This is a genomic window from Streptomyces sp. NPDC048612, from assembly GCF_043199295.1.
Classification (GTDB): domain Bacteria; phylum Actinomycetota; class Actinomycetes; order Streptomycetales; family Streptomycetaceae; genus Streptomyces.
Map to the genome: position 1 here is coordinate 163,169 of NZ_JBICVV010000011.1, position 24,008 is coordinate 187,176.

Sequence of the window (24,008 nt, forward strand, 5' to 3'; positions counted from 1 at the left end):
CGCCCTCACTTCCTGGTGATGTGGATATCGACGCGCCGGTCGCACTGCAGCTTGTCCTCGGCGGACATCCGGCCTCCCGGCGCGTGGTCCGGCTTCGCACAGCCCGTGGGCAGGCCCCGGCCGTGTGCCGTCACCCGCCGCACCCCGAGTCCGGTCAGCACGTCCTTCACCGCGTCGGCGCGTGCCTGGGACAGCTGGTGGTTGTTGTCCGGCCGGCCACGCGGGTCGACGTAGCCGAGGACGGTGACCCGGCTGCCGGGGGTGGTGCGGGCGCTGACCGCGACATCGTTGAGCAGCGGCAGGGCCTGCGGGCGGACGGTGGACGCGTTGGTGTCGAAGAGCGCCGCGCCGGGGAGTTCGTAGCTCTCCGGGCGGTCCTGGGCGTAGCGCACGGCCGGGTCCTGGGGCACCTTCTTCCGCGGGCGGCTGTGCTCTGCCGTGCCGATGGCGGCCGGGGCGAGGGTGCAGGAGGTGCCGGAGGTCTTCTTGCGGCCGGCGCCGCACAGGCTGCGCCACAGGTCGCTCAGCCAGGTCCGCTGGGCCGCCGTGGGCGCGCGCCGGTCGGCGGCCGGCTGGCCGACGCCGGCGAGCGTGAGATGGACTCCGGTCAGGTCCGGTGTCTCGTCCCGGGCGGCGCAGACCCGGGTGATGGCCTTGATCTCGCTCCGGTCGCGGAAGGCGGCCGCGCGCAGATCGGCGCAGCCCGTGGTGGACAGCCCGTCGGTCAGCACGAGCAGGCCGCGGCGGCCGGAGGTGCCGTCGAGCGAGGACGCTCCGGCCGCGAGGGCGGCGAGGACATCGCTGCCGCCGCTGCGGGGAGCGGCCCGCTGCGCCTTGCCGACCAGGCCCGTCAGGCATCCGACGGCCTGTTGCTTCCGCTTCTTCTGGTTGATGGTGTTGTGGTTGTCCCTGACCCAGTCGGTCGAGCGGTCCTTGGCGATCCAGGTGATCTGCGTGGAGTCGCCGCTGAAGCTGCCGACCGAGACGGTGTCCTTGCGCTCGACCAGCGCCGTGAGCAGCGGGCCGATGCTGTGGGCGTAGTCGCGTCCGGCAGTCTTGCCGCGTACGGAGCCGGAGTCGTCGACGAGGACGACCGTACGGCCGGTGCTGTCGGCGGGTTCCTTCATCCAGGCGCAGGCGTCCAGGCGCGGTGCCTCGCCGCATGCGCTGAGGAGGCCGGCCAGCAGCGCCGTTCCGAGGGCGCCGGCGAGGGCGGGCGTGCCCCGGCGCCGCCCGGTCCGCCGGGCCGCTGCCGCGTGGTCAGTGGTGTCGGTGACGTTCACGGAGCAAGCTCCCCGACCTCGCCCACGGTGTCCACCCAGGAGAAGGGGCTCAGCCCCATCTGGCGGCAGAACTCGCTCAGGGCCTTGTCGTAGGCGTTGGCGTACTCGAACAGGCCCACCTGCTCATGGTGTTTGGCCGCCGCGGTGAGGACGTCGGCGAGCGCCTCGGCCCCGTTGCGGCGGGTGTTCTTGAGGGCCTGCATCACCTTGCAGAAGTCCTCGTCGGCGAGCGCCGCGGCGAACGGCACCAGGAGCCTGCGTTCGGCGGCGCCGAGGGTGCCGAGCAGCTCCAGCTCGCTCATCACCTGCAGCCAGCGCTCGGTCAGTTCCCGCACCTGGTCGGCCTTGAGCTTGCCGAGGCGGTGCTCGTTCACCATCCGTACCTCGGCGAGGTGGAAGGGCCGCACATGGTCGCGCAGCGCCGGGTCCATCCGCATCCGCACCGAGGGGCGGCAGCGGATGAGGCCCTTGTCGTCGTGGTAGCACCAGCCGCCGCGCAGCTCCTTGTTGACGGTCTTCTCGGCGGCCACCGGGTCGCCGGGGTCGCAGGTGCGGGCGACGGACCAGGCGCGTCGCAGCAGTTTGCGGCGGGCCGCGTCCTCGTGGAGGGCCGCACGCTCCCGCAGGACGTCCAGCGTCATCTCCCGGCTGCTCCAGCGGAAGTGCGGGACGAGTTCGAAGGTGAACACATCGCCCTCGGCCGCCACCGACAGCGTCTCCTCGGCGGGCGGCAGCTCCACGGCCACCTCGTGCTGTGCCGCCTGTCCGAGCGCCGGGCCGTCCTCGTGCTCCGGGTCGTCGGCGGTGTCCGGGCCCCCGGTGGGCTCCGTGCCGTCCCTGCCCGTTATCCGGTGCCACCAGTTGCGCAGCCTGGTGCGGAGTCCTGTGCGCTGGGTCATGGTCTCTCTCCTCTTCGTACGGGGTGTCGTCAGGACGCGGCGCCGGAAGCGGACCCGGCCTCGGGCGGCCCGTCCCGGAGCTGGCGGATGGTGCGTGAGTCGGGGTGCCGGCCGGCCCATATGCCGAGGTAGAACCCGGCGCGGAGGGAGAGCGGCGGGGCCCAGACGCGCGGCACGAGGACCTCCAGGAAGGCGGCCAGTTCCTTGTCCGCGTCCCCGGCGAGCAGCCAGCGCCGCAGCAGGTCCCAGGAGCGGGTCGCGCTGTCCTGCCCCATCAGGGCGTGGCGCCAGAGGCGGACCAGGGCCTCGGCGCGGTCCTCGTCACTCATGGCGGTGTCGGCCAGGACGGGCCGGTCGCGGCGGTCCGGTCCTGCGCCGTAACGGCTGAGGATCAGCAGGCTGCGGATCGCGTGTTTGCTCAGATGGTCGTTGCCGGAGGTGATCCAGCGGTCCAGGGCGTCGGCGGTCGGGCCCGGAGCGCCGGCGAGGTAGAGCCAGGACATCGAGAACGCCACCGAGCTGCTGAACGCCAGCTCCGGCCGGGTGCCCAGTTCGCGCAGCGCCCAGAGGGCGTCCGGGACGTCCTGGGCGCCGACCAGGGTGCCGTACGCGCGGGCCGCGCTGTCCTGGAACTCCCACCGGGGGCTGCTCAGCCAGCTTCTGATCTGGGCCCGCACCCTGCCCACCATGCGGGGGTCGTGCGCGGCCATCTCCAGGGCGAGCGCGGCGGACTGCCGGTACGCCGCGGACTTGCGGGCCCAGTGCCGGATCAGGTCCCGGTAGACGCTGTCGAAGTCATGGCTGAGCAGAATCCCGGCGATGTGCGCGGCCCGCACCCGAATCCGTTCCAGCGGTCCGCCGACCAGCGCGGTCAGCCACTCGCGCAGGGGGTCTCGGAGGCTGTCGTAGTCGTGCCAGACGACCTCGATGACGGCGTGCATCAGCTCCTCGTCCACGAGCCGGGCGCAGCGGGGGTTGTCGTCGGCGCGGCCGCCGGACAGGGCATCCCCCGAGGCGCGCATCTCCGGTGGGATCAGCTGGTCCAGCTCTCGCGCGAAGACGTGGTTGGCGGGTGCGGGTTCCCGGGTCTCGTAGCGCGGCAGCACGGTCGCGCTGAGGACGTCTCCGGCTTCGAAGACGTCGGAGAGCGGGTGGCCGTGGAAGAACGCGTAGGCGATCCGGAACGCCTGGCGGTGCGGGTCCAGGACCGGGCCGTGGGTGGTGTCGGCGGGGACCTGGAGCAGCTGCTTGGCCAGTCGGCGCAGGCGGTCGCGCCACTGGCCGATGATGTCGCTGAGGCTGGTGTCCTCGGAGTGGATGCTCTGTGCCAGCAGTTCGGCGAACTCCACGACGCTGCGTACGGACGGGGCTCCGTCGAGGGTGCGCTGCACCTGCCGGGACTCCAGCATCCGTGTGGCGAACGCGGTGGTGTGCTCGGCAGTGCAGTCCTGGTGGGGGCACCCTCCGGGGTGTCCGGCGAGCAGTCGGCGCAGATGGACCGCGAGCACCGCGCCGAGGGCCGGGCGCCGGTGCTCGACGGCGTGGGGCTGGAGGCGGTCGGGGTCCACCGGGCCCAGTTCGCCGAGGACGACGAGGTAGGCGCGGTGTTTGCGGGCGAGGTGGCCGAGGGTCTCCAGGGTCGACAGTTTCAGCGGCTGGTCGTCGAGGTCCACCACGAAGCCGCCGGGGGTGAGGAGTTCGCCGGCGCGTTGGCAGAGCGCCTGGAGGATGCCCGGGGCCTCGCTGTGCAGGATCTTGAGGTGGTCGTCGGGGCAGCGGCCGGCGAGCAGCGTCAGTGCCGTGGCCTGGCGGCCGCTGCCCGGCTGCCCGGCGAGCACCAGGACGTGCTGGGCGGCGAGCCGGGCGGCCATCTGGGTCTGCTGGTCGACGTCCTGATGGGAGTCCAGGTGGTGGGCGACGGTCAGCGGGGAGACGCTCAGTACCTGGATCTCGACGCCGCTGTCGCCGCCGAGGGTCAGCTGCTCGGCGTAGAAGGCGGAGCCGCTGCCGTTGGCGACGGCACTGCGCTTGAGCTTGTTCAGGGCGTTCTGCTGCCGGGCCTCCTGGTAGCGGGTGAAGTCGCCGGCGTCGCCGGTTTCCCGGCGGGGAGTTGACCGGACGGTGTCCTGGGGCGACGGCCGGCTGTCGCCGTTGGCGGCCGCGGCCGGGGCGTCCGGGGCGTTCGCGGTGGTGGTCCCGGTGCTGTCGGACGGTCCGGCCGGGCTCGGCTCAGCGGGGTCGGCCGCGGGCGGTGCCGGTTCCGCCCCGGCGGCAGCGGACTCGTCGGCGGGCGCTTCCTCCGCCGCGGCCTGCGGCCCGGCCTGTTCGCTCTCGCTCACCGCCCGCCTCCGCCCCGGGCGTCGCCGTTCTGGTTCACGGTGGCGTTGCCGCTGCCGTTGGCGACGGCGCAGCCGTCATAGGTGGAGTGCGAGCCGGGCTGCGGGGCGCCGTACGCGGGCGGCGCCTGCTGCGTGGTCCGCTGCGGCTCCGTCCTGCGCACGGGTACGTGGGCGCGCAGTGCCTCCGTGATGACGGGGAGGTCGAGATGGGCGTACGGCACCCGCAGCTGCATGAACTGCCGCTCCGCCAGCTCGGCGATGCCGGCGGGCAGTTCCTCCTTGGCCGGGAGCCGGGCCGAGTCGATCAGCACAGGGATGACGGTCCTGCGCCAGGTGAGGGCGTGGTGGATCTCGTCGTGGACGTAGTCGCCCGGTACGTCGATGCGGCGGCGGCCGTCGGTGTCGGACAGGGAGAGCCAGTTCGGGCCGATGAGGACGAGGAGGACGCCGCTGCTTTCCAGGTGGCGCCAGAGCTCGGGCGGAAAGTGGGCGCCCGGCGCCGTGGTGCGGCGGTCCCGGAAGACGTTCTCCGGCCCGAATACCTCCTTCAATTTCTCGTCGAGCAGGACGGCCGCCACGGCGCCGTCGCCGGTCCGGTAGTTGATGAATACTCCGGCCATGGGTGTTCTGCCTTTCCTCGGGATGACAGCGGTGGATTGCGGCAGCCGGATGCTTGGTGAGTTCCTCGGGCTGTCGCGGGCGCAGGGGGATAAAGCCGAGATTCACAGGGGTTTGAGGCGTGGTCAACGCGTTGCCCTCGGCCTTTCGGCCGGGCAACGGAACACCACGGGTTCGGCGGGTGTGCGGTTCTTCGCGCGGTCTTCCGCGCGGTGCGGGTGGCGGTTCGGGAAGTCAGGCCGGTGTGCCCGGACCGGTCCGGTGGGTGTGCAGACCGATCGCGAGCTGGGGAAGGGTCCGACGGACGAGAGGATTCTTTGGCCAACGATTCAGGGCGCGGCTCAGACGGAGAAGATCAGCGCGGATGGTGGCCGAGTCGATGAGGGCGACATGGGAGGCGACCGATTCCGCGATCGCACAGGCCTGCTCGATTTCCCCGACATTCGCCAGTGCAAGCGCCAGCCGGGCACCATATCGGGCTCTGGCGCGGCGGAATTCCGGCGGAATGGCGTCCAGACCATCGGCGAGCAACGTCACGGCCTCCGCCGGGGAACCGAGGTCGTGCATGCACCAGCCGGCGACGAACGCCGTCAGATCCGGCAGATGGATACTGCCGAGGACCGGGTCCGTCCCGTCCGGCGGCACCGCACCGGACGTCAGCTCCGCTCCGCGGTCGAGCGCCCGGCGACAGGCGTCGCGGTCCCCCACCAGCGCGTGCCCCTGCGCCTCGCGCTGTGCGGCGAGACCGCGGATGCGAACACTGCTGGCCTGCTGTGCGGCCCGCCGTGCCAGCTGGACGGTGGCCACCGAATCGCCGGTGTACAGGGCGAGTTCGGCGCGCCGGATCAGGGCGTAGGCGGCCAGTTCGTCATCGCCGCCGTCGGCGGCCAGCTGGACCGCCTGTTCGGTCCACCACAGCGACGCGGCGTCGCTGCCCGCCTCCTGTGCCATCCAGCCGGTGTACTCGGCGAACCGGGAGGCGAGCCGGAGCACGACGGCGCGGTGGGCGGGCTGTGCCTGGTGCGCCATGCCCCGCAGGGCGCTGGTGGCCGCGATGCTGAGCTGCGCGACCACCGAGGGCCCGAAGAGCTGCCCGAGCCGGCGGAACTCGTCGAAGACATTGCGGAAGTACGGCAAGGCCGAATTCGTCTCCCCGCTTTCGAGGAGCGGTGGCGCGAGAGACCAACTCACAATGGTGGAGGGCAGGACAGCACCACCGGGCGAACCCGGATCGAATGCCGTGAAGTCGCTCTCGCCACCGGCGTGCATACGTAAGGACCAGGGCGTCCCGACATCCACCTCGGTCATGGGCGTGACGGCGGTATTGCGCTCGGGTGCGGAAATCAGGCTGCTGAGGTGCCCGTCGGCGTGGAGAGCGCTGTCGCATAACTGCGCAAGATCGTGACTGGGCGCCTTCACGCCACGTTCGATCTTGCTCAAGTGCCCTTTGGAAAAGCGGATCAGGATCGCCAGTTCACCCAGCGACAGCCCCGCCTCAATCCTTCGCCGGCGTAACTCCGCCCCGAACCGCACAGGAATCCGCTGCACCCCGCTCGCCCCCCTCGTCGTTCGCGACCGGTGAAGGGAGTGTGCCACGCATCACAGCAACTTCCACATACCCTTCACGAATTGCTTGCTATCGGTTTCATCACGCTCCGCTTCTGGCGAGGTAAATCGCCTTCTCCCAGGAAGGACGCCGTACACCACGGCCACTTCGAGGGCGCAGCCCGTTCCGCAACACCGAGAACTCCGCCCGGACGCGCACCCTCGCCGCCCCCTGGGCGAGAGCAGCGGAGCGGCCCGCGGGCGGAGCCGTCTCGGCCGGATCGCTCTTCACGCCCGCCGCATTATGGAGTTTTCCCGCCGAAGAGGGCGATATCTGTGGCAGGGTCACGGCATGACGATCAAGGATGAACCGGGCCCCGTTCCCGATGGCTACGCACGGATCGACCCCTGGGTGATATCGCAGGACACCGGTGCGGAGATCGAGTTCCTGCAGCAGGTGTTCGGCGCCACCGAACGCGGTGCCCGTGTGCTCAACGAGGACGGGAGCGTCGGCCACGCCGAGGTGGACGTGGCGGGTTCGGTGGTGTTGATGTTCGACCGGCAGCCCGGCTGGCCGCACCTGCCCGCGCATCTGAGGGTCTACGTCGAGGACGCCCGGACGACCGTCGACAAGGCCCTCGCCTGTGGCGCCCACCTGGTGACGCGGCCGACCGAGCTGGCCTTCGGACAGCTGGCCGCGCGCGTCCGCGACCCACAGGGCCACCTGTGGTGGATCTTTCAGCGCCTGGAAGAGGTCTCCGCCGAGGAGATGGCCAAGCGGTTCGCCGAGCCGTCCTACCGACGAGCGATGGAGTATGTGCAGAGCTCTCTGGCGGAGGAGCTGGAAGGCCACACGCCGTAGCCGGAGCGAGTGCTCCGGCTAGCTGATGAGGTCCTCGGGCCGCAGGTACCCGGCGGGCCGCTCGTGTTCGCCGACCCAGCGGTGTGCGGCGCCGGAGCGGGCCGCCTCGATCAGTGCACCGCCGTAGTGGCGGACGGCGAAGACCGGGAGGCCGATGCGGTAGCGCCGGTCCGGTATACCTGCCAGACCGGCCTGCTCCTCGACGAACAGCGGTGCCAGTTCCGGTTCCTGCGGTTCCGGTACGCCGCCGGCGGGGCACAGTTCGAGGCTCACCAGGCGCCGCCCCGGGTTGCCCGGCCCCGGGCACCAGAACAGGCCCACGGTCTCCAGCGCGTCCCACGGCATGACCGCGTGCGCCGACTTGTCGTGCCACCACCACACACCGGTCGCGTCGAACGCCAGGTAGGCGTCCCGGTCACCCCACACGGCCCACGCCATGACCACCCCGGCCAGGCCGAACACCAGGAACCAGATCACCGCGAACACCCAGGTGCCCACGCCGTATCCGTAGACCGCACAGGAGACCGGCAGCAGGAGGCCGAGGACGAGCGCGGCGACGGCACCGGGCAGGGTGCGGCGCATCCGCTGCTTGCCGAAGGGGAACATGGCGGCGTCAGGGGCAGGTGCACGTCCGGGGAGCATGCGGGCAGTCTATGAAGCCGCTTCTGCCTTCTGAGCAGCGGGCCGAACTGCCCGAATCAGGACGTAAGTCCGGGTCATTCGCCCACCGTCGAAAACTCGTTTGCCCGGCCGCCGTGCTGCCTCTACTCTCCCGATCATCGACGTGTAGCTCAGCAGTAGAGCGCCGGGCTTCCTACCCGGAGGGCGCGGGGGCGGCACCCGCCACGTCGGCTTATGAACGACGACGCTGAGCAGCAGCCCCTCACCCGGGTCCCGGCCTATGCACAGGACCAGTTGGCGAAGTCCTTCGTCACCGCGCTGACCCACGAGGAAGACGGGACCCGCCGACGCGCGGAGGACCGGGCCCACCGCTGGCAACGCGTCCTGGACGGCCTCGCCGGCGGCTCGTTGACGGTCGGTTCGCGCACCCCGGTGGCCGGGCTTCCGGCCTGGGTGACCCCCGAGGTCGTCCGGGGCGGCTTCGCGACCGGTGCGGCGAGTGCCGGCGGGCCGCTCCAGCCGTACGAGGAGGAGGCGGCGCGGCTGGCGGGTGTGGCGGCCGACCGCCGGGCGCTCTTCGTGCACGCGCTGTCCGAGGCCGGGCTGGCCGACCTGTGGGCGCTGCTGGACAACGGGCGCTACGAGGTGGCGGTGCCCGAGGAAGCCGCACTGCTCACCGTCGCCTGGCTGGTGCGCTCCGGGCAGCTGACCGAGGCGGCCGATCTCGTCGAGGTGCTGGAACCGTTCGCCGGCCGGCTGCGGTTCACTCCCCGGCCGTCGGCGGCGCCCCTGCCGGACGCGTCGGCCGTGCATCGCCGGACGGTCGCCGACGCCGGCCGGACCCTGGCCCGTCGGCGGCCGCACGCCGCGATCGAGGCCCAGCGGGAGGCGCTCACGGTCTGGCAGCCGTTCGCCGACGAACTGCTGGTCCTCTGGCTGGAGACGGCGGAGGGAGAGCACGTGCTCGCGCGCACTCCGGACAAGGACTGGCGCGAGCGCGGGACCGCACTGCTACGCAGGTACCGGCAGCTCGCGGCGGCCCATACGCACTGCCGAAAGCACCGCAGCCCCAAGGAGAACCTGGGCATCCTGCACCGCGCCCTGGCGGAGACCGTCGCCGGGCGTCCGCTCAGTGCCCGCCGGCTCGGTCTGCTGCAGCATGCCGTCGCCTCGATGGTGCGGCGCCGCGGAGTGCCCGGTTCCGAACAGCACCGGGCGCTGCGTGGCCGGCAGGCTGCGCAGGGGGCGCTGCCCTCGCACCACGCGCTGGCACAGCTGGTGCTCCGCCGTCTCGGCGCGCTGCCCCAGGACATCGGCGCGGCCGATGTCGACGCCCTGGTGGTCCCGGTGACCGAGGAGGAGCACCGGGAGACCGGGCTGCCCCCGGGGGCGCCGGTCCCGGCGACGATCCGCAGGGTCGTCGAGGCGGCGCTGAGCGCTCCGCTGGGCACCCTCGTGGAGCGGGGTGTGGTGCCGTCGGCCGAGGTCCTGGCCGAGCTGGTGCCGCAGCTGGTCGCCGCCACGACCGCTCAGGCGTACCCCGACGAGGCGCTGCGGACCCTGATGGCCACGAACTACCGGGCGTTCCGTAACCGCCGCTCGCTGCTACTGCTCCGTCTGGAGCGGCAGGTACGGGTCGAGGAGCTGCCGTGGGTGCGGGCGGTGTCCGGGCAGCGGGGCGACGAGGCAGCGCAGGAGGAGGCGCAGTCCGCGCTGCGGCAGCTGGGCGAGCTGGCGGTGCAGGGGTTTCCCGGCACGCTGCTGCCCAACCCCCTGGTCCGCGAACTCGGTGTGCTGGCCCGCCAGGCCGACCTCGGCGCGCCGATGGTCGAGGAGCTGGCGGCGGACATCTTCATGGGCACCTTCAGCCCGAAGTTCCTCACGGCCGCGCGGATCGCGGGCGAGCTGCTGCGCGGCTCGATTTATGAGCGCTACTACGGCATCGACTACAAGGCGCTCCGCGACCTCGCGGTCGTCGAGGCAGGTGAGGCGCTGACCCGCAGCTATCGGCCGCGCAGCTCCCCGCGGTTCGCGCAGCTGTGCCTCGCACGGGCCGGGTCGTCCGGGCGGAGCTGGGTGGCGGCGAACGGCCAGGTGATCGAGCAGGCGCAGATCCTCACCACGCACAACCTGGCCACGCTCGTGCGCCAGGTGGGCATCGCCCCGGAGCCGGGCTGGCAGGACCTGGCCGGCCGCTGCTTCCGTACGGTCTGCCGGCTGACGGCCCAGGTGCATCACCATCCGCGGCCGTTGGCCACGATCAAGGACGCGGCGTACGCGTGGCGGCAGCTGGTCTTCTTTCTCTCGCTGTGCCCGCCCGCCGAGCACTCACAGCTGCTCGACCGGCTGGACGAGGAGACGGCCCGTCACCCGGCGCATGTCGCCGCCCGGCTCGCGCCCGCGCTGGCGGGGCTGCGCCTGGTCACGGACGGCGGAAGCTTCGCCGACGACGGAACGGCGCTCGGCGGCCGGGCCCGCCGCTTCCTCGGCTGGAGCACCGGGGAACACTGGCTGCGCGGGCTGCCGCCGACGGGGCAGCCCGCGACACGCTGATACGTCAACACGCCGCCCGCTCTGCCCGAACTGAGCGAAAACCTCCAAAACCCCCTGCTCATTACTGTGCCCGCGCAATCGATCATGCGAGGGTGCTTGGTCGCAGACTTGCAGGACGCGGTGCGCGCCGGTGCGCCGGCCGCCCCCTCCTCCGCGACGACCCGAAGGACGTGCGTCATGAGCGAACGAGTCATCACCCCGCGCAGCCGCGGTTTCCTCTTCCTCGACTCCCATCCGGCCGGCTGCGAGCGTCTGGTGCAGGAGATGTGGCAGGACGTCCCCTCCCCCACCGAGGTACCGGGCAACGCGCCAGTGGCGCTCGTCATCGGCTCCTCGGCGGGCTACGGGCTGGCCGCGACGATCGCCGGTCTCGCCCGGGTGGGCATCCGCGGCATCGCCGTCTGCTTCGAGAAGGCCGCCACCGAGCGGCGCACCGCCACGGCGGGCTGGTACCGCACCGCCGCCACCGCCGAACTCGCCCGCCGGCACGGTCACGAGATGGTGTTCCTCAACGGCGACGCGTTCTCCGACGCGACGAAGGACCAGGTCGCGGAGCTGCTCCGGGAGCGCTTCGGCCGCCTGGACCATCTGGTCTACTCGGTCGCCGCTCCGCGCCGCACCGACCCGGACACCGGCGCCACCTACGCCTCGGCCCTCAAGCCGATCGGCGAGGCGTACCGCACCAAGACGCTCGTCTTCGACAACGACGGGACGCCGGAGGTCAAGGAGGTGGAGACCGCACCGGCCTCGGAGGACGACATCGAGCAGACGGTCGCGGTCATGGGCGGCGCGGACTGGGAGCGATGGATCGACCATCTCGCCGGCCGCGAGCTGCTCGCCGACGGATTCACCACCGCCGCCCTGTCCTACATCGGTTCGCCGCTGACGGACGGGATCTACCGGCAGGGCACCATCGGTGCCGCCAAGTCCCACCTCGAAGCGACCGCCCGTACGCTCGACGAGCGGCTGGGCAAGCTGGTCGGCGGCCGTGCGGTGACCTCCGTCAACGGCGCCGCGGTCACCCAGTCCTCCACTGCCATCCCCGGTATCGCGCTCTACGTGGGCCTGCTGCGCGGGGTGCTCGGTGACGGCATGGTGCCGCCGGTCGCCCAGCTGGCCGGCCTGTGGGACCAGCTCACCGGTGCCCGGCCCCTCGACGTCGACGACGACGGCCGGGTCCGTCTCGACTCCTGGGAGCTCAACAGCGCGGTCCAGGCGGCGGTCACCGAGCGGTGGGAGTCGGCCACGACGGAGAGCATCACCCGCCTCGCCGACCTCGGCTGGTTCCACTCCGAGGTCCAGCGGCTCTACGGTTTCGCGGTGCCGGGAATCGACTACACGGCCCCGACCGCCACCCAGGTGCCCTGGCCGGACGCCCGCTCCTGACCCCGGAAGGAAATGCCGGCGAGCGCTCGGCAGCGGTGATGACGAGGATTTCGAGCGCCCGTCACCGGATGTGGCCGCGTTTCCGTCACCCTAGGGTTTGCCGGAGTAACTCACTGCGTTGACCGGGCTGTTGACCGGGCCGGAGATTCGAACGGTTGCGAGACGGTGCAATCGGAACGGGATTGAGCCGTCAGACAATTCGGGGGTGATGCCGGGGCGTCGTCTCGGCCCTTCCGGTTTCGCCGTCCTCATCCATCCGCCGAGGGGGATGATCCGTCTCGCCGCTGATGCCGAGTGCCTTGCGTGTATACCCCCATCAATTCCAGGGGATCAGCCGGCGGGCGCGGTGACGGGAGTCACCGAGAAATGCGGAGTGTGCGGTGCGCTCTCAGGCCGTGGCTGTCGCGTCACGGTCTGAGGGACCGCTGCCCGAGGTGTCCTGACGGGAGATGACCGCCGTCACCGTCTTACCGGCCGGCTTGCTGTGGACCTCCACGGAGGACGCGAGGCGACAGACCATCGACCAGCCGAAGCCGCCGCCCTCTCCGGACACGTCGGGGGTACGGGGCCGCGGCAGCGCGGGGCTGGAGTCGCCCACTGCGACCAGCACCGACTCCGGGTCGGCGGTCAGCCGCAGCGTGCAGAGCTTCCCGCCCGCATGCCGTACGGCGTTGGTGACCAGTTCGGAGACGACCAAGATCACCGCGTCGCTGGAGTCCCTTTCCAGAGCCGGCTCAAGACGCTCCAGGAAGGTGGCCGCAAGATGCCGGGCGGGCCCGACCACTTCGGAATAGCAGTCCAGTTGAAGCTCCAGCACCGGCAACGCCGTGACCGTGCGCGGAGCCTCGGCGGTGCTCATGATAAAGCTCACCTCGTATCGCGTCGACTTGCCTTCAGGCCGGAAAGCGTGCCCCCTTCCCGAGCTATCAACCACACATATCCGAGTTCGGACGAAAATGTTTGCCGTTCGCAACATCGGAATGATCGAACTCTGGCCTGTCCCGGCGGGCACGGACAAGCGATGCGCCGCGGACCATCTCACGGTGCCGGAAGCCGGACGGTGAGCACGATGACCTCCCGGGCCATCAGGCTCACCGTCCGATTCCGGCACCGAAAACGATCAGCGCGGCAGCATCAGAAGAAGGGGTACCGCAGTTGTCATCCTCTGGACATTCGCGTGCCCGTATCCGTCGCGGGCATTCGGAAATCACCCCTGAGTTTGCCGCTCGATTCGACGGGTAAAAGTGCCTGCGTTCCATCCGTCGTACGGCTGGCGCCTCAGCGCGGCACCCCCGGCCCGCCTTCCGCTCGCCCGGGGAAGCCCTTGCCAGGCCAGGGCGGCGCAGCCTCGGAGACGCCTCAGGGCAGGCGCCGCGTCCCACGCCCGGGGCCGCCCGCACCACGCGCCCGGCTCACCCTTCCGTTCCCCGTGCGGCCGCGACCGGCTCCGCCGCCTGGGCGCCGTCAGCGCGCACGAAAAGCCGCAAAGGTGCATAGACCACCACGGAAACCAGGAACGCCACGTAGTACGCGAAATCAGCACCGTGCAGCGCGGCCGCCACCGGGCCGACGAAGAGGGTGGTGTCCATGAAGGGCACGGCCGCGGCGAAGGCCACGACGAAGGCGACACAGGCGGGCCACCACGGCTGGGGACGGCCGAACTCGGCCTCGACGTCGATCGGCGCGCCGCCCCGGGCCCTGGCCCGCAGCCACGCGTCGACGAGCACGATGCCCACGAACCCGGGAATCCAGTAGCCGACGAACAGCAGCACGTTCTGGAAGCGGAGAGTGGTGTCCGCGCCGTGCATCCAGAGGACGAGCAGAAAGCCGAGCGCGGCGGCCGCCGCCGCGGCGAGCGGCCGGGGAACCCGTATGCCGGCCGCTTGCAGGGCCAGCGAGCCGCTGTAGTCGTTCATGGCGTTGCTGCACACCGCCGCGGCGGCGATGGCCAGCAGCCCGAAGGCACCGAGGACGCCGCCGCCCAGCAGTCCGTGCACCCCGGCGGCGGTCTGGTCGGTGAACAGCTCGGCTCCCCACAGCCCCAGCGCCTGGACCCAGGCGAAGGAGAGCACCATGCCGAGCAGGGAGTACCAGAACATCCGGCGGCGGGACGTCGTCCGGGGCAGGTAGCGGCTGAAGTCCGAGGCGTACGGCGCCCACGAGACGGCCAGGCTGAGCGCGATGGTACTGGTCAGGACGAAGGCCCCGAACCGGTCGGCGCCGTGCGCGGAGCCCGAGACGGGCAGCGGCACACCGGACAGCAGCCGCACGCTGAGCACCACGAACGCGGCACCCAGCACGAAGGTCATCACCGTCTGGAGCTGATGGAGCGCCTCGTAGCCGAAGACGCCGACGACCCCTTGGAGCAGCAGGACCACCAGCGCCCCCAGCCAGAACGGCCAGCCGAGGAGCTGCGCCAGCGCCTCGCCGCCGAAGAGGCCGATGAGCGCGTCCCAGGCCACGGACGAGAGCCACTGCATGATGCCGGGCAGGGCCACCCCGCGTCCGAAGGCGAGCCGCGAGAGCGGGAGCTGACCGGTTCCGGTCTGGCTGCCCCACGTGCCCAGGTAGGCGGCCGGGACCGCGCCCACGACCGTGCCGAGCACCATCGCGGTGAACGCCGTCCAGAAGTCCAGCCCCAGCGAGACACCGACCGTGCCGGAGAACACTCCCGTCATGGTGAGGTTGGGGGCGAACCAGACGGTGAAAAGGCGGGCAGCCTTTCCATAGCGGTTGTTTTCGGGCACCGGGCCGATTCCGTGCCGCTCGACCGCCAGGTCGCCGGGCCGGGCAGGCATCCGCCCCCGGAAGGCGGATTCTTCGATGGTCATGACTCTCCAGGCATCAACAGATGCGCCCTACGGTAGGCCGGACAGCCGGCCCGCCCGTCACGGCCCCCTGGCACGGCGCCGCCACCACGGCCGCTACCGTACGGAGGCTGTGCCGTCCGCAGGGCGCGTCCTCAGGGCGCCGGGCGGGTGCGCCGTCGCCTGGGATCACGGCGGTCCCCGGATCAGCCACCGGACGGCCGCACGTCGAGCGGGCGACCAGGTGTCCGGTGTGCGCGGCCTCAGCCCAGGGCGCGGTCGAGGTTGAATGCGGCGCTGATGAGTGCCAGGTGGGTGAAGGCCTGGGGGAAGTTGCCGGTCTGTTCGCCGGTGCGGCCGATTTCCTCTGCGTACAGGCCGAGGTGATTTCCGTAGGTGAGCATCTTCTCGAAGGCGAGCCGCGCCTCGTCCACTCGGCCGGCCCGGGACAACGCCTCGACATACCAGAACGAACAGATCGAGAAGGTTCCTTCATCGCCCCGCAGCCCGTCGGGGCTGCTGCGGGGGTCATAGCGGTAGACCAGCGAGTCGGACACCAGCTCCTCCCCCAGGGCGTCCAGAGTGGAGAGCCACTTCGGGTCGGTCGGGGAGATGAACTTGGCCAGCGGCATCATCAGAACCGAGGCGTCGAGCACATCGTCGCCCTCGTGCTGAACGAACGCCTGGCGCTTTCCGGACCAGCCACGGTCCATGATCCGCCGGTAAATGGCGTCCCGGGCCGCGCCCCAGCGGATCATGTCCGCCGGCAGCCCCCGGCGAAGGGCGATCCGCATCGCCCGTTCCAGCGCCACCCAGCACATCAGTTGTGAGTAGAGGAAGTTCTGGGTCTTACCGCGGGTCTCCCAAATCCCTTCGTCGGGCTGGTCCCAGTTGTCACAGACCCAGTCCACGAGTTTGCCGACGGTGTCCCAGTGCTCGCTGGACAGCGGCTCTCCCCATTTGTCATAGAGGTAGAGCGAGTCGATCAGCGCGCCATAGATATCCAGTTGGAGCTGGTTGACGGCGTCATTGCCGATCCGGACGGGGCTGGAGCCCAAGTGGCCCTCCAGATGCAGGAGTTCCTCCTCGGGCAGTTCGCTGCGCCCGTCGATGCCGTACATGATTTGCAGCGGGCCGGCGGCACAGTCCGTGAGGCAGACGTTCTGGGACAGGAAGTGCACAAAGGCCTTGGCCTCGTCGGTGAAGCCCAGCCTGAGCAGCGCGTAAATGCAGAACGCGGCGTCCCGCACCCAGGCATAGCGATAGTCCCAGTTCCGCTCGCCGCCGATCTGTTCCGGCAGGCTGGTCGTGGGCGCGGCCACGATCGCGCCGGTCGGCGCATAGGTGAGGAGCTTGAGAGTGAGCGCGGAGCGGTGCACCATCTCGCGCCAGCGTCCTCGATAGCGGGAGTGCGACAGCCAGTTACGCCAGTACCGCACCGTGGCACCGAACAAGTCCTCCGCCTCCGCCAGCGGACAGGCCCGCGGCGCCACCCCGTCACCGATCCGGTCGAGGGCGAACACCGCGGCGTGGCCCTCGTCCAGCGTGAACGTGCAGCAGGCGTCCGGACCGTCGATCTCGACCGGAACGCTGGACGACAACGCCAGCGAAAGATTCTGGGAGTCAAACACGATCTGGCCCTGCTGCGAACTCACGGTGTGCACACTGCGCCCGTAATCGAAACGGGGAGCCACCCGGGCGGTGAACGGCAACGATCCGCGCACGCAGAGCACCCGCCGGATCAGCCGGTGCCGGTCCGCTTCACGGGAGTCGTCGACGATCGGCATGAAGTCCTGGACCTCGCCGACCCCGTTGTCCGCGAAGAATCGCGTGATGAGGATATTGGTGTCGGGAAAGTAGAACTGTTTCGTGCGGGCAGGCACATCCGCGGCCAGCTCGAAGGCCCCGCCGCGATCGGCGTCCAGGAGCGCCCCGAAGACACTGGGCGCGTCGAACCGTGCGCAGCAATACCAGTCGATGGTGCCGTTGGTCCCGACGAGCGCAGCGGTACGCATATCGCCGATCATGCCGTGCTCGGCGATGGGCGTATAACGGAGTGCGTCCGCCTTACTGGGGCGGAGGCTCACACCGGCGGTCATATACCCTCCCCGGCTGGGGGAGCAGATGCAGTGAATTCAGATTACCCCCCAGACAATGCGAGCGGCGACCGGCCGGATGCGCAGCAGAATTACCCGGCCCGGCGGTGCGATGGCTGTGTGATGGCGGTTTCGTGGGGCATCGGCGGGCGTGGTGGCAAGCGTCGTGATGCTTGGTGGTGTGCGTCGTGGTGCTTGTGGCGTGCGCCGTCGGGCGGCGGAGAACGACGATCCGCGGCCGTCGCCCACCCAAGCCATACGGTGACCATTGGCCACTCACCGTGACGCGAGTGCCGGCTCCCCCGCCCTCGCCGAGCCCGGCTGTCCCTCACCCCGAAGCGCCGCCCGAGGACACCCCCCTGGCGCCCTCGGGGTGGGTTACGGACGGCGTCCCCACGCGGAGATCATCGGGGCGGTGGCCAGGTCGAGGCGCCCGGTGGCGACGTTCGCCAAGTGCCGGTCGATCTCCGCGTCGGTCGCCAGCCCCTCCGCCACCAGACGGTCGCGGATCTGCCGTACGGTCGCGTCCTCCAGCACGGCACAGGCCGGCGAGGTGATGGGGAAGTACGCATCGGCCTGCACCTCGTCCAGACCGGCTTCGCGGAGCACTCGGGGCAGGGTCCGCCCGTAGGCGAGGTCCGCGCCGCGCGCCGCCATCAGGGAACGGAAACCGGACCGCAGCCGGTTGGCGAGCTGCTGTTCGGGACCCGACTCGTCCGGGCACAGCAGCGGCTGCAACGCGGGATCGGCGTCCTCCAGAAGCAGCCGGCCACCGGGCCGCAGCGCCTGGACCATCCGGCGCAGGGCCTCGGCGCGGTCGGTGACATGCACCAGGACCAGCCGGGCGTGCACGAGGTCGAAGCCGCCGGGCGGCGGCGGGTCGGCCGCCACGTCGTGAGGCAGCACCTCGATCGGGCCGCCCGCGATCTCCTGGGTCCAGGACACATCGATGTCGGTGGCGACCACCGTGCCTCTCGGACCGACGCGTTCGGCCAGCCCGAGAGGCACGGAGGGACCACCGGCGCCGACTTCCCAACACCGCATGCCCGGACCGATTCCGAGCCGGTCGACGTGTCGGAACGTCACCGGATCGAACAGCTCGGCAAGGGCACCGAAGCGGACGCCCGCCTCGGACTGCCTGTTGTCCAGAAGGTAGCCGCGTGCAGCGTCGTCATCAGCCATGCGGCGATTCTGGCAGACGGCCGGAGTCGGGCTCGTGTGCCTGTGGACAAGCACTGGAACCGCCGACTGCCGCGCAGTGGGCGCGTCCCGATGCGCGGCTCAGTGCGTCCGGTTGTGAGCGCGGGCCTCGGCGGCGGACTTCAAGTCGCGCAGCCAGGCTTCGAGGCCCTCGCGGAGGAGCTTGGTCGCGGTGGGAACGTCCGCTTCGACCTGGGCGCCGGTGTGGGTCTCCTCGGTACTCACCCGGACACCGCCCCTGACCTTGGTGAAGCTCCACACGTGAACACCGTCGATGCGCAGTCCGTCGCCGGTCGCGGGGCCGGTCCAGCGGATGCACGCATGGTGCTTGATCTGCTGGACGGTCGAGGTGATGTCCAGGCTGGTGGCGGGAGTTGAGGGGTTGGGGGGTATCGGAGTCGTCCACCGGAATGCCGAACCCCTGCGGAAGGGGCCCTGGTCAAGGCGTTCCACGGTCTTCACGGGGGACTGCCAGGACGGCCAGCGCTCCACGTCGGTCTGCAGCTTCCAGATGGTGCGCAGCGGGGCGTTGATGACGGTCTCGGTCCGGTGGCGGACGAGGGCATCGGGGTCGACGCCCTTCCCACGGCAGGTGAGGGACTTGCCGGGGTGGGAGGTGTGGGCGCCGGCGGCCCCGGCGGGTGCGGCGGCGGCGCCGAGGACGGCGAGGGCGAGCGGGACGGTGAACAGGGTGGCGCGGAGGCCGGTACTACGGATGCCGGACATGGAGTTCTCCTCTGTCGGTCGGGAGGTGAACGCGGCCCGAAGCGCGGGCGGCGCGGCCGTACCGTGGCGCCGCCCCCACTAACTAGAGACTCACACGTTCGTTATAACTTGTAACGCGCGACGAAGTGGCGGTCAATAGACGCGTGATAACTTCTCACCAACCCTTGAGGGTGTAGCCGATTGATTGGGGACGGGCAGGCCATGGCGACGACGGGCACGAACACCCCACGGGAGCGCTATCGGGCCCAGGTGCGAGCGGAGATCACGAAACGCGCCTGGGAGCAGATCGCCACGGCGGGGGCCTCCGCGCTCTCCCTCAATGCGATCGCCAAGCAGATGGGCATGAGCGGACCGGCGCTCTACCGCTACTTCGCCAGCCGCGACGACCTGATCACCGAACTCGTCCGGGAGGCATACCGAAGCCTCGCGGAGACCCTCCGCGTGGCCGCCGCCAGCGGCGCCGACCTGGCGGGGCTGGCACACGTCCTGCGCGACTGGGCCCTGACGGACCCCCAGCGGTACTTCCTCGTCTACGGCACTCCCATCCCCGGCTACCACGCACCCGCGGACATCACCGCCATCTCCTCCGAGATCATGACGACCCTGCTCGACGCGTGCGCGGCGCTCGCCCCGGACAGCGCCACGTCACCCTTCGCCGCCTACCTGGAAGACCACCGGGACTGGGCCGCCGACCACCCCGCCGCACCCGAGGCCCTCCACCGGTTCCTGACCTTCTGGACCCGCCTGCACGGTGTCCTGTCACTGGAACTCGCCGGCCACTTCACCGGCATGCACCTCGACCCTGCCCGGCTCTTCGCCGCCGAGCTGGAAGACCTCTTGGCGCCCAGGGCCTGAGGTCGCGTACAGCCCCGCCTTTGACCGGGCGCCGTCAGCCGTCGAAGCGGTGGCGGGCGGTCTCGATGTGGGCGAGGTACCGGTGGGTCCAGTCGCACATGCCGGCAACGGTCGCTCGCAGGGCTCGTCCCGGCTCGGTGAGGGTGTACTCGACCCGGGGCGGCACGGTGGGGTGCACGCACCGGTCGACCAGGCCGTTGCGCTCCAGCATGCGCAGGTTCTGGGTGAGCATCTTGTGGCTGATGCCCTCGATCGCGTTGCGCAACTCAGTGAAGCGCAGGGTGCGTTCCCCCACGGCCTCGATGATCAGGAAGGCCCACTTGTTGGCGACGTCCGAGAAGATCTCCCGCGCCAGCGAGTCCGCGCGTGTCAGGTCCGCCTCGTCCTTGGGCGAGCCCGTGAGCTGCTTGGTCACCATCAGGTTCCCCCGTCACCGAAAAGTGCGTTCTTCCATGTCAGCAGGCACTCTCCTACGGTTCCTGAGTAACCACAAGAGACCACAGGGGTCTCGCACGACATGGAGGCAGGCAGCATGACCATCACCCTGATGAACCCCAGCGGACTGCCCAGCATCGACGTCTACCGACAGGTGGCGATCGCCTCTGGATCACGACTGGTCTTCATCGCCGGACAGGTGTCCTGGGACGCCGAGGGAGTCACGGTCGGCGAAGGCGACCTCACCGCACAGGTCGAGCAGTGCTACCTCAACATCGGCACCGCCCTGGCCGCGGCCGGTGGTTCCTTCGACGACGTGGCGAAACTGACCGTCCACGTCGTCGACTGGACCCCCGACAAGATGCCCCTGCTCCTGGAGGGAATCTCCCGGGCAGCCGCGAAACTGGGGGTCACCCCGGTCCCACCGGCCACACTGCTGGGCGTCGCGGCACTGGACGTCCCCGCCCATCTGGTCGAGATCGAAGCCACCGCGGTCCTCGACTGAGGACGGGCAGGGCCTCATGAACCGCTGGGTCGTGCGGTGCTCTGCGCCCGCACGACGGCCACCGGTTACCGGGCCTGCGCTGCTTTGTCACCGTCCGGACGATCGCCGGCACCGCAACACGGCTCTGGGGCCGAGCAGAGTCATTCGCCGAGCGCGACCGGGCCGAGCCCGGACGGCAGTTGGCGCACGGCCAGCGCCACAGCCTCCTGCGCCGTGGCGAATCGGCCGAGATCCTCGCGGGCAAAGTCCCGTTCCACCCTGTACGTGCCGTCGCTGTTCGCCATCAGACACGGTCCGACCACGGTCAGGTGCGGCCGGGTGGTGGACGAGAAGCGCAGCGCCCAGTGGCTCGTGAACGGGTAGAGGGCGCGCAGCGCCGGCTCGGCGTGCGCCGCCTCGATCAGGGCTTGGTACGCCTCCTGCCAGGCAACATCAAGCTCGCTCGCCACCTGGCGCAGACTCTGCCACTCGGACTCCACCAGGCGCACGGGGTCGGGGACGGGCACCTCGAACCGTCCGGTCAGGCGCACGAAAGGCACCGCCTGGCGGATGTCGTTCAGGGCCGCCCCGTCGTGCCACGCACGGGCGGCCCTGGCGACCTCCGCCAGATCGTCCGTCGTGCCCTCGATGAGGGTCAGGCTCTGGAACGGTTCCGTGCCGCGGATCGACCACTGCCGTTCGTGCCACCAAGCGCTGATCTCCAGCGGTTCGCGATGCGGCAAGGTGCTTGCGACGGCCGCGTGGAGCAGCGGAGCGGTGTCCCGGGACGTCACGGGGACGGCATCAAGTCGGCTTTCGGCTGCTGCCTGGAGCGCTGCGGCGAGACTGCCGTAGGCCGCGACGTCGGGGTACAGGACTGCGGGGTCAGGAGCGGTGGCCACGGCTCCTGATTGTGCCCGAGCCACCGAATCCCGGGGCGGGCAGCCCCCGGCGGTGAGCAGATACGTCCGCTCGTTCGTGGTCTTGGTATTCGAGGCACCAGGCCGCGGACCGGCGTCAGACCGCGGCGAGGAAGTCGCGGACCGCAGCCGCGAATCCGGCCGGGTCGTTGGCGTAGACGAAGTGGTCGGTGTCCAGCTCGACGAGGTGGGTGCCGGGGCGTCGGGCGACCATCTGTGCCGCCTGCTCCGCCGGCAGCACGCCGCCCTTGGCGCCACGCACCAGCAGTGCCGGGCAGGTGGAGCCGGTCCAGTCGGCCCAGTGGTCGCCGTGTACTTGGTCCTCGGAGTCGTAGATGTCCTGGGGGTGGAAGTGCAGGCCCCAGGTGCCGTCCGGCCGCTCGCGAACGGCCGACTCGAAGTACGGTGCGTACGGGCCGAGTTGCGCGAGGAACGCTTCCCGGTCGCGGGCGCCATCCTCCGGCAGGTTCAGCACGAACGCCAGTGGATTGCCGCCGTCCAGGCCGAGTTCGGCGCATCCCTCGGCATTGATCAGCGCGGTGACGCGCTCGGGGTGCCGGGCCGCGAACTGGTAGGCGTTGATCGCGCCGAGCGAGTGGCCGAGAAGGGCCACGCGGTCCAGACCCAGGTGCTCCATGAGGGCTTCGAGGTCGGCGAGGTAGCCCTCCCGACCATAGTCGGCCGCCCGGCCGGACTCGCCGTGGCCGCGCTGATCGGGGGCTATGACCCGCCACTCCGGGGCGAGACGGGCGGCGAACTCGGCGTACGACAGGCCCTCGGACATGTGCCCGTGCAGGGCGAGCAGCGGCCGGCCGGGGCCGCCGAAGTCCACGTAGGAAAGGGCGCGGCCGTCGACGGTGAACGCGGAGCGCTTGGCGGTGGCGGTGGCAGGGTCGGTGTCCATGGCATCACCATAGAGAGGATCTATACGCGCGTACAAGACGTTTGTTTAAGTGTGACTGAGCGTCCTAGTTGGCCAGTCTGGCCAGATACGGCGCTCAGCTGGGTACGCCAGCGGTGAGTCAGGTTGTACGAGAGCGGCTGGAACGCGTCAGTGCCGGGGTGCCCTGAGGGTCTGGTCGGCAGTCGCGAAGCGGTGCTCCGTTGGCTTCAGCACGTCGTAGAGGTAGCCGAAATATTCCGTTTCCGCCGTTCCTGTAAGTACCGCCAGCAGGAAGGCGAGGCATCCCATGCCGTGCTGCTCCCACAGCGGGCCGCGCCCCTCGTTGTAGAGCACGGTCCAGTCGTCGGGATGCTGACCGGGCCGCACCAGCCAGTACAGGAACGCCCCCGTGCCCTCCTCGAACGCCCACGGCAGGACCCGCGCCCCCGCCTCCAGCAGGCCGGCGGGCCTGTCCTCGAACTCCCACAGGCCGGCCAGGATCTCGTCCCGTTCCGTCGTCTGCGCGTGCAGGTCACAGTCGCTGTAGGCGGAGCCGGGGACGAGCAGCCAGATCGTGTCGTCGAAGATGCCGTCGCCGTACGTCTCGACGAGCTGCTTGTAGTCGGACGGCAGAGCCACACCCAGGGCGCGCTCAGCCTGCACCCAGTCCACCGCAGGCAGCGCATCGGCAGGCGGAGGGCAGAGGCGGACGAGGGCATCGAGGGTGACCATGGAACGGACGCTACTGGACCCCCAGCCGGTGCCCGTGAGCGGGTCGGCTGGGCAGCCGAGGACCGACTCGACTCCGGCCCAGGTACCCCGCTCACCAGGCGGCTGGACGCTGAGCGCAGCGGTGGCCAGATGAACCGCTAAGTGGCCAACTGAAGCGCTAAGTCACATTAAGGCCGGTGCCCGCCACCTCTGCGCAGCCGCTAGAAGTCCATCTCCACATAGTCGATGTCGGTGAACTCCACCTGGAGCCCGTCGGCCCGTCGGCCGCGGTCCTTGAAGTAGATCTCCTGCAGGCCCTCCGCGGCGATGTCCTGCAACTGCTGTTCCGACGCACCGGTGGCTTGGGCGTCGAAGAGGCGGGCCGCGTACGACGGGGGCAGATGCTGGGTGATGAGCCGGATGCGACCGTCGTCGGTGGTGCCCGGTGCGGCGGTGAACCCGAAGCGCGCCCGGGTCTCGATGACGATGCCGGTCGTACTGGCCGCCTTCTTCTTGGCCCGCTCTCGGACTCGCGGCTGCCAATCCTTGGTGACCTCGGCGACGAGCCGAGCGGCCAGTTCCGCACGGGGGCGCTTGATCTGGTCCTTGAGGTAACGCTCCACCGTGCGCTGGGAAATGCCCAGCCGCTGCGCCACCACCTTGGTCGATCCCTTCTCGCGCTTGACCAGGAATCTCATCTGCACGCCGGCGGATTTCGGGATGGGGCGCGTGGCGGTATGCGCCGCGGCCTTGTCGAGACTGTCGCCGAGAATTCCCATCGCGTA

Annotated in this window: 21 protein-coding genes and 1 tRNA gene; 6 read left to right on the plus strand and 16 right to left on the minus strand. The window is 70.5% G+C overall.

Features of this window, described 5'->3' with window-relative positions:
• Positions 1-5: 5 nt before the first annotated feature.
• From ACGFN2_RS19095 to ACGFN2_RS19115, 5 genes are all read right to left on the minus strand, one after another.
• Complete coding sequence (locus ACGFN2_RS19095) at positions 6-1,283, minus strand: OmpA family protein (protein ID WP_393361839.1); 1,278 nt, start codon at positions 1,281-1,283, stop codon at positions 6-8.
• Entirely contained in the window at positions 1,280-2,182 is a 903-nt protein-coding gene (locus ACGFN2_RS19100; protein ID WP_393361842.1) for a hypothetical protein, read from the minus strand. The genes ACGFN2_RS19095 and ACGFN2_RS19100 overlap by 4 nt, the downstream gene beginning before the upstream one ends.
• Before the next feature lie 29 nt (positions 2,183-2,211).
• On the minus strand, positions 2,212-4,521 hold the full coding sequence (locus ACGFN2_RS19105; protein ID WP_393361845.1) for a hypothetical protein: 2,310 nt from the start codon (positions 4,519-4,521) through the stop codon (positions 2,212-2,214).
• Positions 4,518-5,141: a toll/interleukin-1 receptor domain-containing protein gene (locus ACGFN2_RS19110; RefSeq protein WP_393361848.1), complete on the minus strand. Its 624-nt coding sequence runs from the start codon at positions 5,139-5,141 to the stop codon at positions 4,518-4,520. The genes ACGFN2_RS19105 and ACGFN2_RS19110 overlap by 4 nt, the downstream gene beginning before the upstream one ends.
• Positions 5,142-5,373: 232 nt before the next feature.
• Positions 5,374-6,687, minus strand: a complete 1,314-nt coding sequence (locus ACGFN2_RS19115; protein WP_362613558.1) for a helix-turn-helix transcriptional regulator — start codon at positions 6,685-6,687, stop codon at positions 5,374-5,376.
• Between the two features lie 349 nt (positions 6,688-7,036).
• Here ACGFN2_RS19115 and ACGFN2_RS19120 point away from each other — a divergent pair, with 349 nt between their 5' ends.
• On the plus strand, positions 7,037-7,546 hold the full coding sequence (locus tag ACGFN2_RS19120; protein ID WP_393361851.1) for a VOC family protein: 510 nt from the start codon (positions 7,037-7,039) through the stop codon (positions 7,544-7,546).
• A gap of 18 nt (positions 7,547-7,564) precedes the next feature.
• Here the strand turns inward: ACGFN2_RS19120 and ACGFN2_RS19125 are convergent, their stop codons facing one another.
• On the minus strand, positions 7,565-8,188 hold the full coding sequence (locus tag ACGFN2_RS19125) for a hypothetical protein (protein WP_393361854.1): 624 nt from the start codon (positions 8,186-8,188) through the stop codon (positions 7,565-7,567).
• Positions 8,189-8,326: 138 nt separating this feature from the next.
• Between ACGFN2_RS19125 and ACGFN2_RS19130 the strand changes: the two genes are divergently transcribed.
• The 3 genes from ACGFN2_RS19130 (at position 8,327) to fabV (ending at position 12,106) form a co-directional block, all read left to right on the plus strand.
• Positions 8,327-8,398: transfer RNA gene (locus tag ACGFN2_RS19130), tRNA-Gly, on the plus strand.
• 3 nt (positions 8,399-8,401) lie between these two features.
• Entirely contained in the window at positions 8,402-10,720 is a 2,319-nt protein-coding gene (locus tag ACGFN2_RS19135) for a hypothetical protein (RefSeq protein WP_393361857.1), read from the plus strand.
• A 177-nt stretch (positions 10,721-10,897) separates the two neighbouring features.
• Positions 10,898-12,106, plus strand: coding sequence for an enoyl-[acyl-carrier-protein] reductase FabV (gene fabV, locus ACGFN2_RS19140; protein WP_393361860.1), 1,209 nt, complete (start codon positions 10,898-10,900; stop codon positions 12,104-12,106).
• A gap of 388 nt (positions 12,107-12,494) precedes the next feature.
• On the opposite strand, the gene ACGFN2_RS19145 is transcribed toward fabV, so the two are convergent.
• The 5 genes from ACGFN2_RS19145 to ACGFN2_RS19165 all read right to left on the minus strand — a co-directional run bounded on the left by ACGFN2_RS19145 (position 12,495) and on the right by ACGFN2_RS19165 (position 18,935).
• Positions 12,495-12,965: an ATP-binding protein gene (locus ACGFN2_RS19145; protein ID WP_393361863.1), complete on the minus strand. Its 471-nt coding sequence runs from the start codon at positions 12,963-12,965 to the stop codon at positions 12,495-12,497.
• 553 nt (positions 12,966-13,518) lie between these two features.
• On the minus strand, positions 13,519-14,937 hold the full coding sequence (locus tag ACGFN2_RS19150; RefSeq protein WP_393361866.1) for a purine-cytosine permease family protein: 1,419 nt from the start codon (positions 14,935-14,937) through the stop codon (positions 13,519-13,521).
• Between the two features lie 239 nt (positions 14,938-15,176).
• A complete protein-coding gene (locus ACGFN2_RS19155; RefSeq protein ID WP_362614809.1) occupies positions 15,177-17,012 on the minus strand; it encodes a glycoside hydrolase family 15 protein in 1,836 nt (611 codons plus the stop codon).
• Between the two features lie 375 nt (positions 17,013-17,387).
• Positions 17,388-18,191: a class I SAM-dependent methyltransferase gene (locus ACGFN2_RS19160; RefSeq protein WP_393361869.1), complete on the minus strand. Its 804-nt coding sequence runs from the start codon at positions 18,189-18,191 to the stop codon at positions 17,388-17,390.
• A 99-nt stretch (positions 18,192-18,290) separates the two neighbouring features.
• A complete protein-coding gene (locus ACGFN2_RS19165; RefSeq protein ID WP_393361872.1) occupies positions 18,291-18,935 on the minus strand; it encodes an SRPBCC family protein in 645 nt (214 codons plus the stop codon).
• A gap of 201 nt (positions 18,936-19,136) precedes the next feature.
• Between ACGFN2_RS19165 and ACGFN2_RS19170 the strand changes: the two genes are divergently transcribed.
• Complete coding sequence (locus tag ACGFN2_RS19170) at positions 19,137-19,790, plus strand: TetR/AcrR family transcriptional regulator (protein ID WP_393361875.1); 654 nt, start codon at positions 19,137-19,139, stop codon at positions 19,788-19,790.
• Positions 19,791-19,824: 34 nt separating this feature from the next.
• On the opposite strand, the gene ACGFN2_RS19175 is transcribed toward ACGFN2_RS19170, so the two are convergent.
• Positions 19,825-20,208: a helix-turn-helix domain-containing protein gene (locus ACGFN2_RS19175; protein WP_362614819.1), complete on the minus strand. Its 384-nt coding sequence runs from the start codon at positions 20,206-20,208 to the stop codon at positions 19,825-19,827.
• Between the two features lie 114 nt (positions 20,209-20,322).
• On the opposite strand from ACGFN2_RS19175, the gene ACGFN2_RS19180 reads away from it, so the two are divergent.
• Positions 20,323-20,730 carry a RidA family protein gene (locus ACGFN2_RS19180; protein ID WP_393361878.1) on the plus strand — a complete coding sequence of 136 codons (408 nt, stop codon included), beginning with the start codon at positions 20,323-20,325 and terminating at the stop codon, positions 20,728-20,730.
• Positions 20,731-20,870: 140 nt separating this feature from the next.
• Here ACGFN2_RS19180 and ACGFN2_RS19185 read toward each other — a convergent pair whose 3' ends face one another.
• From ACGFN2_RS19185 to tpg, 4 genes are all read right to left on the minus strand, one after another.
• Positions 20,871-21,611, minus strand: coding sequence for a DUF6193 family natural product biosynthesis protein (locus ACGFN2_RS19185; RefSeq protein WP_393361881.1), 741 nt, complete (start codon positions 21,609-21,611; stop codon positions 20,871-20,873).
• Between the two features lie 115 nt (positions 21,612-21,726).
• On the minus strand, positions 21,727-22,533 hold the full coding sequence (locus ACGFN2_RS19190; protein WP_393361884.1) for an alpha/beta fold hydrolase: 807 nt from the start codon (positions 22,531-22,533) through the stop codon (positions 21,727-21,729).
• Positions 22,534-22,680: 147 nt separating this feature from the next.
• The gene (locus ACGFN2_RS19195; protein WP_393361887.1) at positions 22,681-23,244 is read right to left on the minus strand and encodes a hypothetical protein; all 564 of its coding nucleotides are present in this window, start codon (positions 23,242-23,244) and stop codon (positions 22,681-22,683) included.
• Between the two features lie 200 nt (positions 23,245-23,444).
• On the minus strand, positions 23,445-24,002 hold the full coding sequence (tpg, locus tag ACGFN2_RS19200) for a telomere-protecting terminal protein Tpg (protein ID WP_362614104.1): 558 nt from the start codon (positions 24,000-24,002) through the stop codon (positions 23,445-23,447).
• Positions 24,003-24,008 lie beyond the last annotated feature (6 nt).